This is a genomic window from Actinoplanes rectilineatus (assembly GCF_000962825.1).
In the GTDB taxonomy this organism is placed as follows: domain Bacteria; phylum Actinomycetota; class Actinomycetes; order Mycobacteriales; family Micromonosporaceae; genus Actinoplanes; species Actinoplanes rectilineatus.
This window is the reverse complement of record NZ_JZKF01000014.1, coordinates 69957-86479: the sequence shown is the minus strand read 5'-3', so window position 1 is coordinate 86479 and position 16523 is coordinate 69957. Positions and strand designations below refer to the sequence as shown.

Sequence of the window (16523 nt, the reverse complement as noted above, 5' to 3'; positions counted from 1 at the left end):
CTGTTGCGGGGGATCATGGAAAGGTACGGCCGATGGCGCCGGGAACGGATCAGTTTCCGGTTCGGGGCGGCCTACTCGGTGTCGACGACACTGGGCGTGATGGCCGGGGCGTTCCTGGCCGGCGGTGCCCTGCAGCTCACCTTCGCGGTGTTCTGCCTGCTCGGCATGCTGTATGTCAGCGCGCTGTCCACTTCGGCCCTGTGCGACTTCGCCGCGAACTATTGACGCCGGGTTCGCTGAGGCCGGGTTCGCGGCTTCAGCGGACTCACGTCACGTCCGTGTCCGGCTCACCGGCCATCGTCGCGGGTGCTCATCCGAACCAGTTCAGGTCGGCCGCCCCGGCGATCGCGGTCATGCCCTGCTGATTCGGGTGCAGGTGGTCACCGGAGTCGTGCGCCGCGCGGAACCGGGCCGGCGCCTGCGGGTCGTGGGTGGCGGCATCCTGGTCGAGCACCGCGTCGCAGCCGCTGCCGGTGCCACGCACGTACGCGTTGACCGCGGCCCGCCCCTGCTCGCCGAGCGCCGTCCAGTACCCGGCACCGCGGTACGGCGTGAGCGTCGAGCAGATCACCCGGACACCCGCGTCGTGCGCGCGTTCGGTCAGTTCCCGCAGCGCCCCGATCAGCACCCCGGCGTCGGGGCGGTCGCCGCTGCCCAGATCGTTGAGCGCGTCATCCGAGATGATCACCCAGCGGACGCCGGGCTGGCGCAGCACGTCCCGGTCGAAGCGTTTCAAAGCGCTCTCGCCGCTCCCGTCGGCGGTCAGGCGGTTGCCGCTGATCCCGGTGTTGAGCACCGCGACGGTACGCCCGGAGTCCCGTAACCGGTCCGCCAGCAGGTCGGGCCAGCGCTGGTTCGCGCCCCACGTCGAGCCCAGCCCGTCGGTGATCGAGGCACCGAAGGCGACCACGGCGCCCGTCGCGGCCGGGTTGACCACGTCCAGTCCGGAGAGGAAGAACCAGCTGCTGACCTTCTCCGCGCCGGTCAGCGTGGCGGCGGCGGTCTGGTCGCCCGCGGCCACCCAGTTGTCCCGGGTGGCCAGGGAATGCCGGGTGGACGGCCCGGTCGTGCCGGACACGTGCAGGCTGATCACGATGTCCGCGTCGGCCGGTGTGGCCACCGTGGTCGCGTCGCTGACGGCTGTCGCCCCGGCCGGGATCGTCACCGCGGCACGCCCGCCGAACGTCACCGCGTGGTCGGTACCCGGCACGATCCCGTGGTCACCGGCGGGCCGGGCGATCCGGACGCCGGTCAGGGTCAGTGGTGTGGTTCCGTACTCGTTCGACAGCCGGATCCGGGTGGCGTCACCGCCGATGCTGGTGTGCACGACCTGCCGGACGGTCTGGTCGGTGAAGCTCCGCCCGCCGTCCTGAACCGCCGTCGCCCAGCTCCCGGTCCAGGCCGTGGCTGCCGCCTCCACCACGAAGCCCCCGCCCACCGGCGCCGCCGACGACGGCGGGGGTGCCGAGGACGACGGCCGGGCCGCCGGGCTCTCCGCCGCGCACGCCGAAGCGGTGACCGCCGCGAGAACTGTCGCCAGGGCCGTTCTGGTCCATCGCATTGCCGTTCCCCACCCCGGTCGCGCCGATTCCGCGAAAGATCTTCTCTTGACGTACGCCGCCGCACACGATCCTGTGAGGTACATGACTGCGATCGCTGGACTCACCCATGCCGGTTCCGTCTTCATCGGCGGCGACAGCGCCGGTGTCGGAGGCGGCTGGGACCTGACCATCCGCGCCGACGCCAAGGTGTTCCGCAATCGCGGCTACCTGTTCGGCTTCACCACGTCGTTCCGGATGGGCCAGCTGATCCGGTATTCCCTGAAGCCCCCGGCGCCGAAGGGCGACCTGGACAAGTTCATGTCCACGACGTTCGTGGACGCGTTGCGGGACTGCCTGAAGAAGGGCGGCTGGGCCCGCAAGGACTCCGAGCAGGAGTCCGGCGGCACCTTCCTGGTCGGCGTGCGCGGCCGGCTGTACACCGTCTACGACGACTACCAGTTGGCGAAGGCGGCCGACGGCTTCGCGGCGGTCGGCTGCGGCGACCAGATCGCCCTGGGCGCCTTCTACGCCACGGCGGGCACCGACCTGAAACCCCGCAAGCGGGTACGCGTGGCGCTGCAGGCCGCCGAACGTTTCAGCGCCGGAGTCCGCGGCCCCTTCGTCTGCCTCTCCCTGAAACCCAAGAACTGATCTGGAGACTTGTCGCCGGTTGCGAGCTTTCGGGTTTGCGTCACGCCGGGCGCTGATGGCCGGGGACGTCCGGGGAGTACAGCGTCCAGGTGCCCTTGCCGCGGTGTTTCGCCTCGTACATGGCCAGGTCGGCGAAGTGCAGCAGGGACCGCACGTCCGCGCACTCCGGCAACAGCGACGACGCGGCCACCCCGATGCTCGCGTTCGCCACGATCGCCGCCGGGCCGGCCGGGATCGGTGCGGTCAGCGCGCCCAGGATCCGGTCCGCCGTCGACCCGCCTTCGCCGGCGTCGCAGTGGTGCAGCAGCACCCCGAATTCGTCGCCGCCGAGCCGGGCCACCAGGTCGCCGGAGCGTACCGACTGCCGGAGCCGGTCGGCCACCCCGGCGAGCAGGGCGTCGCCCGCGGCGTGCCCGTGGGTGTCGTTGACCCCTTTGAAACCGTCCAGGTCGATCAGCAGCAGCGCCACCGGTTCGCCGGCGTCCAGCGCGCCGGTCACCTCCTCGTGGAAGTAGCCGCGGTTGGCCAGGCCGGTCAGGTCGTCGAAGAGGGCCTGCCGGCGTAGCCGCGTCTCGTGCCGGCGCAGTTCGGTCAGGGTGGTGTCGAGTTCGCGGATCAACCGGGTGTTGTCCTGGAACGCCACCCACTGCCGGGCCACGACCAGCACGATGATCACTCCGAGGCCGGCGACCACGCCCCACAGCCGGGTGTCCACGCCCCGCGGCAGGATCACGAGCAGGGTCGCGAAGACGGCGGCTATCGAAGCGTACGGCAGAAGGCTGTAAGGCTTGCGCCGTCGCGCCCGGCCCGCGCCCTGCTCGACGCCGGTGACGAGTTCCTGGATCCGGGGGCCGACCGCGATGAGCAGTGAGGGCAGGAAGCGCACGAGATAGACGTGGGCGGGCAGCCCGCCGGTGGCGTCGGGAGCCAGGAACAGTCCGATGCTGTTCACCACCGCCGAGCCGATCATCGGGACGGCGGCGAACCGGTGCAGTGGCGCGTTGCCGCTGAGGATCATCTTGACGGCCGCGAACGCCGAGGTCAGCACGACCGCCCCGGCGGCCAGGGTGCTGATCAGGTCGGCCCGGCCGGTGTCCGGGCCGACGGTGAAGCACCAGGCCACCACCGCGCCGCCGACCATGACGCTGCCCGCGTCGAGCCAGAAGCCCAGGCGTTCCCGGCCGGTCTGCCCGGCCTGCGGATGGATCAGCATGGTGACGATGACCAGGCCGAGACCGGTCAGGAAGCAGAGGGACTGCACGCCGCCCGCGGCGGTGGACCACTCGCCGGGGGTGCGCAGCGACTGCACGGCCTGCACGGTGTCGCCGGTGAGGAACAGGGCCGCCGCCATGGTCATCGAACGCCAGAAGCGGCGGACCACGCCGGCCGACGCCCGGGTGACCCGCCACGACGACCAGAGCAGCAGGGCGTCCAGCGGTGGCTGGAACGTCCAGAAGACGGTCACCTGCCGGTCCGGGACGCCGGCGAACTGGACGAACAGGGCGCCCGCGAGGAGGGTCCATGCCACGGCGACGAGCAGGACCCTCACCCACGGATCATCGGCGTTATCGCAGGGCGCCTGAGATCAGTGCCAGGTTCTGGATGGCGGCCAGGCCGTACAGCGCGGTGGTGTTGGTGTCGGCCCACGACGCCTCGTCGACCGGGTTGAGCACGGTGGGGCCTTCGAGGTGTTCGGTACGCCACGGCGACGCGTCGGTGTAGCCGTCGGTGCCGGTGAACTCGGCCCAGGCCCGGGCGGCGAGGCCGGCGTCGCCGAGGCGGGACGCCGCGTACGCGGTGAGCCGCGAATGTCCCTGTTTGAGGATGAGGTTGCCGAAGTCGGCCCCGCATTCGGCGGCCTGTTCGGCCTTGCTCGCGTTGAACAGCCGGCAGTACTGCAGCCAGGCCGCCTCGAACCCGGGCACGTCGACCAGAGCGATCAGTTCGGCGCAGATCTCGACCTGCCCGAACATGGCGCTCAGGTGCGACACCGACACGAGTTTCGCGATCTCGGCGAACTCGCCGGTGTCGATGTCGTAGAGGCCGCTGCCGGTGACGAAACCGTTCGGCATCCGGGCGATGGTCCGCATCGTCGCCAGCAGTTTGCGCTGGGCCACCTCGGCTTTCGGACCGTGCCGTTCCCACTCGGTCAGCCAGGCCGCGGCCAGGCCGCTCCAGTCGGTGCCGAGGCCGATGGAGAGCGCGTGCGGGTCCGGCTCGTAGGGCTCCGTGCGGATCTTGCGGAGCGGGTCCAGGACGAGGAAGGTCTGATCCGAATCGACCAGGGCGCTCATCAGGTCGCCGACCCGTTCGTCGGCGGTCAGGTAATAGAAGATCCGCCGGTAGACGGCCGTGCTGATGCGCTGCTGCTTGGCGCTGTCCGCCCAGTGCTGCACCCCGTGCCGGGTGCCGAGTCCGGCCCATCTGCCCAGGTGGTAGACGTCCACCTCGCCGGTGTGCCGGGTCATCGCCTCGGCGAACCGGTAGATGTCGGCCCGCCCGGAGCGCAGGTAGGCGAACCACAGCCACAGGTCGGGGGAGAGTTCGGAGTTGTCCCACGCGTAGCCGCCGACGTCGTAGCGCCACACGTGCCGGTCCGGGTCCGGCGTGTGCATGATGTCGCCGTGGTTCCAGAACCCGTACCAGTGCCGCTGGTCGACCTGGTCGCGGTAGTAGTCGAAGAGGAAGTCCAGCCGGTCCTCGATCCTGGTCCGGGCGGGGGTGGACCTGTCGACCGGGCTGAAGAGCGCGCCGAAGGCGCCGGACCCCGCGAGATGGTCCGGCTGGGCGACGACCTGGGGAGGATTCTTCACGGTACGCGCCAAAGCAGCCAACCGGTCCGCGGCCGGAGTGGCGGCCAGCGCGAAGAGGGTCAGTTCCGTGGTCCGGGCGATCCCGTACGGCGTGCCGAACCCGGGTTCGTAGTCCTCGTAGGTGATGTTCAGGCCTTCGAGCTGTTCCGGGTACGTGTCCTGGCCCAGCCCGTCGTGGTAGAAGCGGGTGTCCATCGGGCCGGCCTCCGGTGACCACATCCAGATCGTGGCGCTCGCCTCCGCGTCGGCCGCCCCGCGGATGTCGAGCTGTGCCGGGTACCGCTGCCAGAAGTCGCGCATGCCGAACCCGAGGCCGCCGCTGACCCCGCCCACATAGGCGAAGCCGCTCGCTCGCCGCCCCGCGTCGACGCCGATCCACGCGTACCCCGGCCGGGTCCTCTTCTTGATCGTGTAACCCTCGGAACTCAACTGGCTCAGGGTGTAGTCGCCCCAGGTGGGGATCAACGGCAGCCGGGTGGTGACCCGCTGGTCCCAGGTGGCCGGGTCGGGCAGCCTCTCCCCGGCGACCTGCGCGGTCCGTACGTTCGCGCCCGGGTCGCGCCGCAGGCCGGTGATGCCGCGGACCGCTTCGCGCATCAGGCCGTCGCCGTCGCCGGAGAGCCGGATGTGCCGGTCGTGGAGTTCGTCGCGCATCGGCACGCCGACCCGCACGCCCAGCCCGGCGATGAACTCGGTCTGGCCCTCGCTGTCGAAGACGAACGTGTGCACCAGCCGTACGTGCTCGGCCCCGGCGTAGAGGTAGAGCCGCACGCTGAACGGCAGCCAGGACCGTCCGCGTTTGCGGTGCGAGCCCTCCACCCGGACCACCGCGCGCACCGGTCCGCGCTGCTCCACGACGACCTTCGTGATCGTTCCGGTCAGCTTCTCCCGCGAGGTGCCGTGTTCGTCGCCGTCGTCCGCGCTGGTCTGGCGCAGGCTGATCAGCTCCAGGTCCCGGGCGATCTCGGTGCCGCCCCGGGTGATCGACTCGATCAGCGCGCCGCCGCGCCTCCCGATCGTCACGATGATCACGCCGGTGTCCACCACGACGTGGTCCTTCTTGTCGGTCACGGTGACCGCGGTGGCGGGGGCGGCCGGTTCCGCGCGGCTCAGCACCAGTTCCTCGGCGAGTGCGGCATCGGCCGGGATGGCGTGCGCGCTCCACTTCAGCGACCCGTCCGGCCAGTAGGCGATCGGCCAGCTCTGCACCGGCACGGCCGTGCCGTCCCCGGTGTGCAGGGCGAACCTCTCGGTGGCGGGTAGCGCGCCGTTCGGCCACGGCACACCCCAGGTGCTGCCCACGCCTTCGGCGGGCTTCCCCTCCAGCCAGCGCAGGGCAACCGGCGCTTCCTGCGCCTTCTTCTTGATCAAACCCGTCAGGGGTACGGCCGCGCCGGCGGCTGCCACGCCCCGGACGAACGTTCGTCGTGATATCTCGGGCATTGTCATCCTTTCAGGCCGGACGTTGCGAAACCCTCGACCAGCAGGCGCTGGAACGCGGCGAAGAAGAGCAGGATCGGCACGATGGCCAGGGCGGAGAGGGCGAGCATCGGGCCGTACGAGTTCTGATCGGTCTGATCGATGAACAGGCGCAGCGCCAGCGGCAACGTGTACTTCTCCGGTGTGGACAGATAGATCAACTGGGTGAGGAAGTCGTTCCAGGTCCAGATGAACGTGAAGATCGCCGTGGTGACCAGCGCCGGCCGGACCAACGGAAGCACCACCGCCCCGAAGATCCGGATCGAGCCGCAGCCGTCGATCCGGGCCGCCTCGTCCAGCTCCCGCGGGATGGTCCGCATGAACTGGACCATCAGGAAGACGAAGAACGCGTCGGTGGCGAGCAGCTTCGGCAGGATGAGCGGCCAGAAACTGTCGACCAGGCCGAGCCGCTGGAAGATCGTGTACTGCGGCAGCAGCACGATGTGCACCGGCAACATGATCGTGGCCAGCATGAACGCGAACAGCACGCCGCGCAGCCGGAACCGCAGGCGGGCGAACGCGTACGCGGCGAGGGAACAACTGGCGACGTTGGCGGCCGCGCACCCGCCGGCGACGATCGTCGAGTTGACGAAGAACCGCCAGGCCGGCACCCCGGCGAAGTCCCCGGTCAGCCGCTGGTAGTTGTCCAGGATGGCGTCCCGCGGCAGCAGCGCCAGACTCTGCACGATCTCCGAGGCCGGCTTGAACGACGCGAACGTCAACCACAGGATCGGATAGAGCAGGGGTACGAGCAGGGCCAGCACGGCGAGGTGCCACAGTGCCCTCCTCATGCGTCGTCGCCGTAGAACACCCACGAACGGGACGTGCGGAACAGCAGGGCGGTGACCGCGGCGACCGCCACCAGCAGCAGCCACGCCATCGCGGAGGCGTAGCCCATCCTGAACTCCACGAATCCCTTCTCGTACAGGTAGAGCGTGTAGAACAGCGTCGAGTCGCTGGGACCGCCGGTGCCGTTGCTCAGCACGTACGCGCCGGTGAAGACCTGGAAGGCACGGATCGTGTCGAGCACCAGGTTGAAGAAGATCACCGGCGACAGCATCGGCAGCGTGATCGCGATGAAGGTCCGCCACCGGCCGGCGCCGTCGACCGCGGCCGCGTCGTAGTACTCCGGCGGGATCTGCTGCAGCCCGGCCAGGAAGATCACCATCGGCGCGCCGAACTGCCAGACCGCAAGCAGCACCAGCGCCAGCAGCGCCCGGTCCGGGTCGCCGATCCAGTCGTGGAAGATCACCCGCCAGACCAGGGCGACGCTGACACTGGCCCCGAGCAGCGACGGCGCGTAGAACGACGATCGGTACAGTCCCTGCGCCCGGCTCCGCCGGTTGATCAGCATCGCCACGCCGAGGGCCGCCGCCAGCTGCACCGGCACCGAGAAGACCACGAACTTGGTGGTGGCCAGCACGGCGTTCCAGAAATGCGGGTCGACCGTCAGCATCCGGACGTAGTTGTCCAGGCCGACCCACTGCGGCGCGGTGAACATGTCGTAGTCGGTGAACGACAGGTACAGCAGCCACAGCATCGGCCCGGCGGTGAGCAGCGCCGCCCCGGCGATCCAGGGGGAGAGGAACAGGTACGCGACCGACGGGCGTTCGCCGGTCGTCATCAGGCGCCCAGCGCCTGCTGGATCTCGCTCATCAGCCGGGGTGCCGCCTGCTCGGGCGTGGCCGACGCGTTCATCACGTCGTCGTAGATCCGCTGGAACTGGGTCTTCACCACGCCGGCGCCCTTCGGCGGGGGCGCCGGCGCGGGCAGCAGCCGCGGCGACACCTTCGCCTCGTAGTCGGCGACCATCTTCCACTCGTCGGTGAGCGTGCTGCTCAGCGTCTCGCGGATCTTCAGGTTGGCCGGCAGCCCCCGGCTCATACCGAGGACCGCGCCCGCCTCCGGGTCGTTGAGGAAGAAGTCGACGAAGGTCAGCGCGGCATCCCGGTTCCTGGTCCGCTGCGCGACGCTGATCATCATGGGCGGCTGGGTGACCTGTCCGATCCCGGTGCCCGCGGTGGGGAACGGGCTGAGCGCGAAGTCCCCGCCGTACGTCTCGAACGAGGTCATCCCGATCGTCGAGTCCGGGCAGAACTCGGCGGTCGACTCCTTACGCGGGAACGGTGTGCCGGTGGTGTTGCTGGTGACCGCGGGCGGGGTGATCGCGTTCGCGGCACGGAACCGGACACCGAGCTGCCACCAGCGGACCACGTCCTCCGGGGCGTACCCGAGCTGCCCGGCCGGGGTGTAGAGGTCCTTGCCCTGCTGACGAAGCCAGTCGCCGAACCAGTCCTCGATGCCGAACGGGTCACTGATCCCGCTGACCTTCGGACCGAACTTCGCGGTCACGGCGGACCCGGCGGTCAGCAGGTCGTCCCAGGTCCAGCCGTCCGCGGGCAGTGCCGCGCCGGCGTCGGTCCAGCGCTTGGCGTCGTACTGCAGGACGTGCGTGGTCTGGCCCATCGGCAGCCCGTACGTCTTGTCGCCCAGGGCGCCGGCGGGCAGCAGCTTCGGCTCCAGGTCAGCGGCGTGGATCGCGGACCCGAGGTGCGGGGTCAGGTCGAGCAGGGTGTTGCGTTCGGCGTACTCCCGCAGGTAGCGGTCACCCATCTGCAGCACGTCCGGGGCGTTGCCGCCGCTCATCTCGGTGGCGAGCTTCTGGAAGTACGGGTCGTACGTCGCGTACGTCGTCGTGACGGTGATGTCCGGGTGCCGGGTGTGGAAGAGGTCGACGACCTGCTGCGTGAGCTTGGCCCGTTCCTCACTGCCCCACCAGGCGAACCGCAGCGTGGTCTTCCCGTCGCCCGCCTCGTCACCGCACGCGGCGGTCCCGGCTCCGGTTCCGGCGAGGGCCAGCCCGGCGAGGCCACCGCGTAGCAGGGCGCGTCGGGACACGGACATGTCTGCCTCCAGGCTGGAACGTTTCATAATGAAGAAGGAAACCTATCGATAAATTTCGATGGAATGTCGGCAGCTTTGCATGCGGGTCAAGCGACCGTCAATGCCGTAACCGAAGGCTTGACAGCGCCGAAGTGATCGCTAACATCGAGCGAATTAGATGTGGGAGCGCGCCCAACGGCTCGTCCTCGATCGGCTGCAGACCCGTCCCGCCCCGTCCCCGTCCCCGTCCCGTCCCCGTCCCGTTTCCGTCCCGTCTCCGCCGGGCGGAGTTCCCCGCTCCGACCCGTACCCCCAAGACAGCCGACCTGCCCCCGAGGCCGAGCCGTCGCGCCCACCCGGCGCCGCACCCGGGCCGGCAGGCCCCGTGAACCGCCTGCCCACCCGGGACGAAGTCCACGGCGCCCGGCCGTCCGCGACACTCCCTGAAGGACGCGCTCGCACGATCCCCACCGGAATCGGAGCAAGCGATGAGACGACCACACCGCCGGTCAGCCCTGCTGGCCGCCGCGATCCTGACCGCGACCGGCGCCACCGCCGGTCTCGGCGCCGGACCCGCGGCGGCCGCGGACTGCGGCGCCCTCAGCTACCAGTCACAGGCCGTGCTCAGCGGCAGCACCTGGACCTCCACCTACGGCGGCAGCACCGTCTACAGCGGAACGGACATGCGCGCCGCCGTCCAAGCGGCCGTCAGCGCCCTGCCCGCGAGTCGCACCTCGAAGCAGAACGTGCTGGTCCGCGGCTCGGGATCGATCAGCGCCAACTCGCGGATCTCGCTGCCCAGCTACACCCTGATCGACGTCTGCGGCACGATCAACGTGACCGGGACCGGCAGTGGCGACCAGGCGCCGATCTACTCCCGCGGCACCCATGATGTGGAGGTCGCGCACCTGACGGTCAGTGGCGCACCGTTGTACGGCATCTTCCTGCGCAGTGTGTACAACGTGATACTCGGGCAGATCACCATGAATCTGTCGAGTGGGCTCGGCATCCGGATCGACAACTACGGCGACACCTCCGTCATGTCCCGAAATATCAGGCTTGATGCGGCCAATGTGTCCGGAGCCTCGTCGCACGCGGTGGAAACCTACGGCGTGGACGGCATCACCATCGGCACCGTCACCGCCCGCAACGTCGGCGAATCCGGCCTGCTGCTCAACCAGACGATCAACGCAACGGTCGGGACGGTCGACGCGGAGAACGCCGGCACCGGAACCGGGTACGCGGCATTCCGGATGGCCAACCGCAACGGCCGGATCGGCAGCAGCTACGCCACGAACGTGCGAGTCGGCACAGTGAAGGCCCGAGGCGGCGGCCGGGGCGTCTTCTGCGTCTCGGAGAGCGGCGGCGCGGTCATCGACCGGGTCGACATCGCCGACACCGGAAACAACTCCATCCTCGTCGAGAACTGCTACAACGTGACCATCGCCGGCGTGTCCGGCACGGTAACCGGCGGCGGCGAGGTCCGCATCTCGTCGCGGACGGAGTTCGCCCCGTCGTCCGACATCACCTTCAAGAACCTGACGGTGACGAACACGAACATCCGCTGGAGTCCGTGCACCGGCACCAACAACGTGGTGACCAACGTGACCAGGGTGAACTCGACACTCACCTGGTGTTGACCTGAGGCGATGCCATGCCGCTCCGCTTAAGTCGATCAACGTCGTAGCCGGTGATCATGCGTTCCCCTCTGCCGCGGCGGCTCGATCGGCCGTCGCCGGCGGCTCGATCGGCCGTTGCCGGTGGCCCGTCGGCCGTCGTCGGCGGCTCTTCGGCCGTTGCCGGTGGCTCGATCGGCCGTTGCCGGTGACAGCCGCATCGGCGTAGCTCAGCCGTTCTTCGCTGCGTGGGGTCACCTCCAAGATCAACTTAATCGAGTGGCGGGGCGCGACCGCCGGCCGTCGCCCACGGTCGTTTTCGACTCGCGGACGGACCGTGATCGACGGCTGGGTCGGTCGAGCCGTCGATCACGGCTGTTCGGGAGGGCGGGAATCAGCCGTCAGCGACGGCTCGGGGTCACCCGGCCGTCGCCGGCGGTCGTTTTCGGCTCGCGGGTGGACCGTGGCCGACGGCCGGGGTGCCGCCGAACCCGGTTCGATCTTGGTAGTGGCCCCGGGGAGGCTGCGAGTGGCTGGACGGTGCCGATGCGCGAGGCGACCGGAGGCGGTGTTCGGCGGGCGTGATGGCAGCCGCGGCAAAGTCGATGGTCGACTCAAACGGAGTGGCATCGGGGTCGGTCGAGCCGTCGCCGGTGGTCGTTTTCGGTTTGTGGGTGGACCGTGGCCGACGGCTGGGTTGGTCGAGCCGTCGGCCACGGCTGTTCGGGTGGGTGGGAGTCGGCCGTGGGCGACGGCTCGGGGTCGCCCGGCCGTCGTCCGTGGTCGCCCGGTGTCGTTTCAGCTCGCGGCGCAGACGACCGTGGTGGGGGGTGTGTTCGTGGTGGTGGCGGAAGCGGTGAAGCCCCAGCTTGTGGAGGCGCCCGCGGCCAGGGTGCCGTTGTAGGAGGCGTTGCGAGCCGTCACGCTGTCGCCGGAAGTGGTGACCGTGGCGTTCCAGCTGTTGGTGAGGCGCTGTCCGCTGGGCCAGGTCCAGGTGACGGTCCAGCCGGTGATCGGGGCGCTGCCCGCCTTCACCGTCACGGCGCCTTGGAAGCCACCCGACCAGGAACTCGTGACCGCGTAGGTGGCGGTGCACGCCCCGGACGGCGGCGGAGTGGACGTCGAGGGGGAGGCCGAGGTGGAGGGGGAGGTGGACGTCGGCGGTGAGCTGGAGGGCGGGGCGCCGAAGACGGTCGCCTCCTTCGCGGTGGCCTTGATGCCGTTCGCGCCGTTGAAGAGCCGCTGGCCCCACGTCGTCAGCTGCGCCGGGTCGAAGTTCGTGACCAGGTCCAGGTATTCCACGCCGCCGCCGTTGCCGCTCCACGACCAGCCCAGGTAGCCGATGCCGCGCTGCTGGGCGGTCGCCATGATGGTGTCCTCGTCCGGATCGCCGTCGGAGTGGAGGTTGCCGAACTCGCCGACCACGATCGGCAGGCCGGCCGTCTGGAAGCGGCCGAGGTAGTCGGTGATCTCGGCGGCGGTGTCGAAGACGCCGTACATGTGGATGCTGAAGACGGTGTTGCGGTTCGGGTCGGCGGCGAACACCGACGCCGCGTTGTCGCGCATCAGGAACTGCCAGTCCTGGCCCCAGTTCGGGGCGTCCACCATGATCTGGTGGGCGAAGCCGGCCGCGCGCAGGCGGGTGATGGCGGTCCGGGTGTCGGACGCCCAGGTGGCGGTGGCGGTGCCGTTGCCGTACGGCTCGTTGCCGATGTTCAGGATGACGTAGTTCTCCTGGCCGGCCAGCGCGCTCTTGATCGAGATCCAGTAGTCGACGGCCTGTGCCAGGGTGGCGGCGCCGGACTGTTCGCCGTATCCGGTGGTGTCGTGCACCTCGAGGACGCAGATCAGTCGGTTCGCCTTGCACTGGGTGATCACGTTGGTGACGTCGGCGGCGGTGTTGGCGGTCCACCGCTGGCCGCTGGCGAGGACGACCCGGACGGTGTTGGCGCCGAGGGCCTTGATGCCGGCCAGGGACGTGTTGAGCTGGCCGGGGTACCAGGTGTGCGCGTGGTTGACGCCGCGCATCACGAACGGGGTGCCGTTGCCGTCCACGATCTGGGTGCCGGAGACGGTGAATCCGGTGGCGGCCCGGGCGGGCTGGGCGACGGCGACGGCGGTGATTCCGGTGATCAGGGCGGCGACGAGCGCGCCCCACCATGGTTTTCTCACGGGGGTTCCTCCGGGGGACGGGGATTACCTGGGAGCGCTCCCACCATCCCCCGGAGGATCGACGACTGTCAAACGGTCAGTAGACGAACGGCCAGCCCGCGGAGTCGTACCCGATCAGGTTGATGCCCAGGTAGGGCGCACCGCTGTCCGCGTAGTAGTGGTAGACCAGCACGTCCGCGTCGGTGTCGGTGAACACCGCCTGATGGCCCGGCCCGTGGATGCTGCCGTGCGAGGCCAGCACCTGGGTGCCGCCGCCCGACGTCAGCGCGGTCCCGTTGCGGTCGGTGAACGGTCCGTTCGGGCTGGTCGAACGTCCGACCATGATCCGGTACGTGCTCGACGCACCCCGGCAGCAGTAGTCGAACGACACCCACAGGTAGTAGTACGAACCGTGCTTGACCAGCGTCGGCGCCTCGATCGGGCCGCCGCCCCGGCCGGCCAGGCTGCGGATCGTGGTGCCGGTGCGCAGCCCGGTGCTCGGGTTGAGCTGGATCTGCTTGATGCCGGTCCAGAACGATCCGAAGCTCAGCCACCAGTTGCCGGAGTCGTCCACGTTGAGGTTCGGGTCGATCGCGTTGTAGTCGTTGCTGGTGCTGCTCGCGATGACCAGGCCCTGGTTGGTCCACGATCCGGCGGCGCCGGTGGTCGAGGTGGCCAGGAAGATCGCCGAGTAGTTCGAGCCGAACGTCGACGCCGAGTAGTACAGGTAGTAGCGCCCGTTACGGTACGACAGGTCCGGCGCCCACAGGCTCTTGCCACCCCCGGTGTACGCCGTGGTCCACGACGCCCCGTTCGGGAACGCCACACCCGCGTTACGGAACGTGGTGCGGTCGGTGGACGTCTTGAGCTGGATGTTGTCGCCGGTGCCCGCCACCAGGTAACCCCCGGCCGGGGTCTTGACGATCGTCGGGTCGTGCACGCCGGTGTCGCCGGCGACGACACCGGGCCCGGGGTAGGCGGCGGGCGGGACGGTCGGGGTCGCCGCGACCGCGGGGAGACCGCCGCGCCCGGCTTCGATGGCGACCAGGCCGGCCACCACCGCCAGCAGCGTGACGGAGAGGATCAGCAGGCAGCGGCGGATCACCCGGCCGGCGTGGAACTGCGGTGTGCTCGTGGACATCATGCTCCCTCTGCGCCGCGGTCCGTGACCCGCGACGCGGACGATGGGGGAGTGCGACTGCCCCTGTCGCACATTTGATTTCCTCTATGTTAACGATCACATATCCGCCGTCAAGGCACTCGTCCCCCTTCGCCACGCCTGGCACACTCTGGGGCGGACTGTCCGTGACCTGGCCCGGCTCGGCTTGACAGTCGTCCCACGCGCCACGATCGTGTACGGCTTCGGGCCGTTGACCTCGGAGTTCCCGGTTGACGGCCGGGTTATCGCCACCCCCGGCGAATGCGAGCGCCACCCCCGGCGAATGCGAAGGACACCTCGAATGGAACTGCACCCGGACGACCGAGCGGAACTGCTCAACGGCGGCTCGACCCTGGAGAAGTGGCGCCGCAGCGACCACGCCGCCGAGGTCGCCGCCGAACTGATGCGCCTGACCGGCGGCACGGTCCCGATGAGCGACCTGCTCTGGCTCGGCGCCGAGTCCCTGCTGCCCCGCCCCTGGCTGGCCGGCCGTGCCCCGGAGCCGGTGGAGGCCGCCGTGCAGGTGTTCGACCGGTGGCGCCGCATCGAGGACCGCCGCCTGCAGCGCCGCCAGCGGGCCGGCCAGGTCGCCCAGGACGAGAGCAGCCGGGACGCCGGCTCGGAGTAGGCCGGGACGCCGGCTCGGAGTGGGCCGGGACGTCTGCTCAGAGCAGGCCGCTGTCCGGATGCGGGAGGGTCGTCAACGACGACGGGCGTGCCGGCCGGGCCGCGGAGACGGCGGCCGGCGCGACCCCGTCGTGCCGGTACAACCGTCCGCCGACGCGCAGCCAGGCGATCGAGCCGTCCCGGTCACGGACGAAGTTCGCCCGGCTGTTCGCCGCGCTGCCGTCGGGCTGGAGCACGACCACGTGGTCGCGTTTCGCCACCGCGTTGCGGTAGAACGCCAGCCGCAGCAGTTCCTCGTCCGCGTACGAGACCACCAGCACCCCGTCGGCCGCGGTCAGCCGCAGCGGAACGTACTCCGTCTCGCCGGTGTATCCGATCTGCTGTCCGAGGTAGGGACCCTCGTAGGGGGCCAGTTCGGCGGCGGACAGCCGTAGCGGCACGGCCGGCAGGTTGTGCAGTCCGGTGAACCGGCTCAGCGCCCAGTCGCCGCCGAACAGGTCGTCCAGCAGGGCCGGGCCGCCCTCCGAGTTGGTCAGCACGGTCAGTGCGAAGTCCCGCTCCGGGACCATCAGGAAACCCGAGTGTTGTCCGCCCAGGTCGCCGCCGTGTTGTACGACCTTCGGCCCCTCCGCGGTCGGGCGCAGCATCCAGGTGACGCCGGCGCCGTCCAGCTCCACGAAGAGCGTCCCGCCCGGTCCAGGCCGGGACCGCATCGCCCGCAACGAGCGCGCGGACAGCAGCGGACTGCCGTCACCGAGGTGGAACCGGGCCCACCGCAACTGGTCCCGTGCGCTGGAGAACAGGCCACCCGCGCCATGGATGCTGCGGGGCAGGGCGAGTGCCGCCGGCACGCTCACCGGGTTGCCCTCCTCGTCGAAGCCATGGGGTACGGCGATGCTGACGTCCCGGATCTCCTCCGGATGGAAGCGGGTGTGCGCCAGCCGCAGCGGGTCCATGACCAGCGACTGCAGCGCCCGCTCGAACGTCGTGCCGGTCACCACCTCGATCAGCCGTCCGGCCAGCGACAGGGCGGCGTTGTTGTAGCCGAACACCTCGCCCGGCGCGGTGAGCTGCGGCAGGCGGGACATCGCCGCGACATAGCGGGCGAGCGCCCCGTCGTCGCTGCCGGTGTCCAGGAAGAAGTCGCCGAGCCAGCCCGCGCTGTGGTCGAGCACCTGCCGGACGGTCACCCGGGCCGACGCCGCCGGGTCCGAGGTGCGGAAGTCCGGCAGATAACTCCGGATCGTCCGGTCCAGGTCGATCCGGCCCCGTTCGACCAGGCGCATCATGCCCGTACCCACGAAGGTCTTGGTCGTCGACGCGATCCGGAACACCGTGTCGCCGTCCACGGGTGCCGGAGCCGCCACGTCGGTCACGCCGAAACCGCGGACGTAGTCCACGCCCCGATGGCGGAGACCCAGCGAGACGCCCGGCACCCCGTACACCGGCATCGCCTGTCGGATCTTCTCCTCGAGCTCCCGCACCACCGCCGGAGTGCGGCCGGACGCGGAGGCCGGGGCCGGTGCGGCGATCATGGTGCCGACCGCGCCGCCTGCCGTGGCGCACAGCAGGGTGCGCCGGGAAATCTGCTCGGACATCGAAC

13 protein-coding genes are annotated in these 16523 nt (G+C 70.1%); 4 read left to right on the top strand and 9 right to left on the bottom strand.

All coding sequences use genetic code 11. The features are described from left to right. The first annotated feature begins 15 nt into the window (after positions 1-15). On the top strand, positions 16-225 hold the full coding sequence (locus WH85_RS13630) for a hypothetical protein (protein ID WP_045742186.1): 210 nt from the start codon (positions 16-18) through the stop codon (positions 223-225). Positions 226-310: 85 nt separating this feature from the next. Here the strand turns inward: WH85_RS13630 and WH85_RS13625 are convergent, their stop codons facing one another. After that, positions 311-1561 (bottom strand): GDSL-type esterase/lipase family protein, encoded by a 1251-nt coding sequence (locus tag WH85_RS13625; RefSeq protein ID WP_083448983.1) that lies wholly within the window; start codon positions 1559-1561, stop codon positions 311-313. An 82-nt stretch (positions 1562-1643) separates the two neighbouring features. On the opposite strand from WH85_RS13625, the gene WH85_RS13620 reads away from it, so the two are divergent. Further along, complete coding sequence (locus WH85_RS13620) at positions 1644-2192, top strand: hypothetical protein (RefSeq protein ID WP_045742185.1); 549 nt, start codon at positions 1644-1646, stop codon at positions 2190-2192. 40 nt (positions 2193-2232) lie between these two features. Here WH85_RS13620 and WH85_RS13615 read toward each other — a convergent pair whose 3' ends face one another. Genes WH85_RS13615 through WH85_RS13595 form a run of 5 tightly spaced genes read right to left on the bottom strand, consistent with a single transcriptional unit; the run spans position 2233 to position 9388 of the window. Then, complete coding sequence (locus WH85_RS13615) at positions 2233-3741, bottom strand: GGDEF domain-containing protein (RefSeq protein WP_045742184.1); 1509 nt, start codon at positions 3739-3741, stop codon at positions 2233-2235. Positions 3742-3757: 16 nt separating this feature from the next. Then, positions 3758-6448, bottom strand: coding sequence for an exo-rhamnogalacturonan lyase family protein (locus WH85_RS13610; RefSeq protein ID WP_045742183.1), 2691 nt, complete (start codon positions 6446-6448; stop codon positions 3758-3760). Positions 6449-6450: 2 nt separating this feature from the next. Further along, a complete protein-coding gene (locus WH85_RS13605; RefSeq protein WP_045742182.1) occupies positions 6451-7275 on the bottom strand; it encodes a carbohydrate ABC transporter permease in 825 nt (274 codons plus the stop codon). Beyond that, a complete protein-coding gene (locus tag WH85_RS13600; RefSeq protein WP_045742181.1) occupies positions 7272-8108 on the bottom strand; it encodes a carbohydrate ABC transporter permease in 837 nt (278 codons plus the stop codon). The genes WH85_RS13605 and WH85_RS13600 overlap by 4 nt, the downstream gene beginning before the upstream one ends. Then, on the bottom strand, positions 8108-9388 hold the full coding sequence (locus tag WH85_RS13595) for an ABC transporter substrate-binding protein (protein WP_052720415.1): 1281 nt from the start codon (positions 9386-9388) through the stop codon (positions 8108-8110). Before WH85_RS13595 ends, WH85_RS13600 begins: the two co-directional genes overlap by 1 nt. Positions 9389-9855: 467 nt before the next feature. Here WH85_RS13595 and WH85_RS13590 point away from each other — a divergent pair, with 467 nt between their 5' ends. Continuing rightward, positions 9856-11007, top strand: a complete 1152-nt coding sequence (locus tag WH85_RS13590) for a hypothetical protein (RefSeq protein WP_045742180.1) — start codon at positions 9856-9858, stop codon at positions 11005-11007. Positions 11008-11781: 774 nt separating this feature from the next. Here the strand turns inward: WH85_RS13590 and WH85_RS13585 are convergent. Then, the gene (locus tag WH85_RS13585) at positions 11782-13155 is read right to left on the bottom strand and encodes a cellulase family glycosylhydrolase (protein ID WP_045742179.1); all 1374 of its coding nucleotides are present in this window, start codon (positions 13153-13155) and stop codon (positions 11782-11784) included. Positions 13156-13231: 76 nt separating this feature from the next. Continuing rightward, on the bottom strand, positions 13232-14275 hold the full coding sequence (locus WH85_RS13580; protein WP_083448990.1) for an arabinan endo-1,5-alpha-L-arabinosidase: 1044 nt from the start codon (positions 14273-14275) through the stop codon (positions 13232-13234). Positions 14276-14594: 319 nt separating this feature from the next. On the opposite strand from WH85_RS13580, the gene WH85_RS13575 reads away from it, so the two are divergent. After that, complete coding sequence (locus tag WH85_RS13575; RefSeq protein ID WP_045742178.1) at positions 14595-14921, top strand: hypothetical protein; 327 nt, start codon at positions 14595-14597, stop codon at positions 14919-14921. A 37-nt stretch (positions 14922-14958) separates the two neighbouring features. Here the strand turns inward: WH85_RS13575 and WH85_RS13570 are convergent, their stop codons facing one another. Then, positions 14959-16518 (bottom strand): serine hydrolase domain-containing protein, encoded by a 1560-nt coding sequence (locus WH85_RS13570; protein ID WP_063775507.1) that lies wholly within the window; start codon positions 16516-16518, stop codon positions 14959-14961. Positions 16519-16523 lie beyond the last annotated feature (5 nt).

Coding starts and splice junctions, on each gene's coding strand:
- WH85_RS13630 (WP_045742186.1), top strand. CDS start 16: ATGGAAAGGTACGGCCGATGGCGCCGGGAACGGATCAGTTTCCGGTTC.
- WH85_RS13625 (WP_083448983.1), bottom strand. CDS start 1,561: ATGCGATGGACCAGAACGGCCCTGGCGACAGTTCTCGCGGCGGTCACC.
- WH85_RS13620 (WP_045742185.1), top strand. CDS start 1,644: ATGACTGCGATCGCTGGACTCACCCATGCCGGTTCCGTCTTCATCGGC.
- WH85_RS13610 (WP_045742183.1), bottom strand. CDS start 6,448: ATGCCCGAGATATCACGACGAACGTTCGTCCGGGGCGTGGCAGCCGCC.
- WH85_RS13605 (WP_045742182.1), bottom strand. CDS start 7,275: ATGAGGAGGGCACTGTGGCACCTCGCCGTGCTGGCCCTGCTCGTACCC.
- WH85_RS13600 (WP_045742181.1), bottom strand. CDS start 8,108: ATGACGACCGGCGAACGCCCGTCGGTCGCGTACCTGTTCCTCTCCCCC.
- WH85_RS13595 (WP_052720415.1), bottom strand. CDS start 9,388: ATGTCCGTGTCCCGACGCGCCCTGCTACGCGGTGGCCTCGCCGGGCTG.
- WH85_RS13590 (WP_045742180.1), top strand. CDS start 9,856: ATGAGACGACCACACCGCCGGTCAGCCCTGCTGGCCGCCGCGATCCTG.
- WH85_RS13580 (WP_083448990.1), bottom strand. CDS start 14,275: ATGTCCACGAGCACACCGCAGTTCCACGCCGGCCGGGTGATCCGCCGC.
- WH85_RS13575 (WP_045742178.1), top strand. CDS start 14,595: ATGGAACTGCACCCGGACGACCGAGCGGAACTGCTCAACGGCGGCTCG.
- WH85_RS13570 (WP_063775507.1), bottom strand. CDS start 16,518: ATGTCCGAGCAGATTTCCCGGCGCACCCTGCTGTGCGCCACGGCAGGC.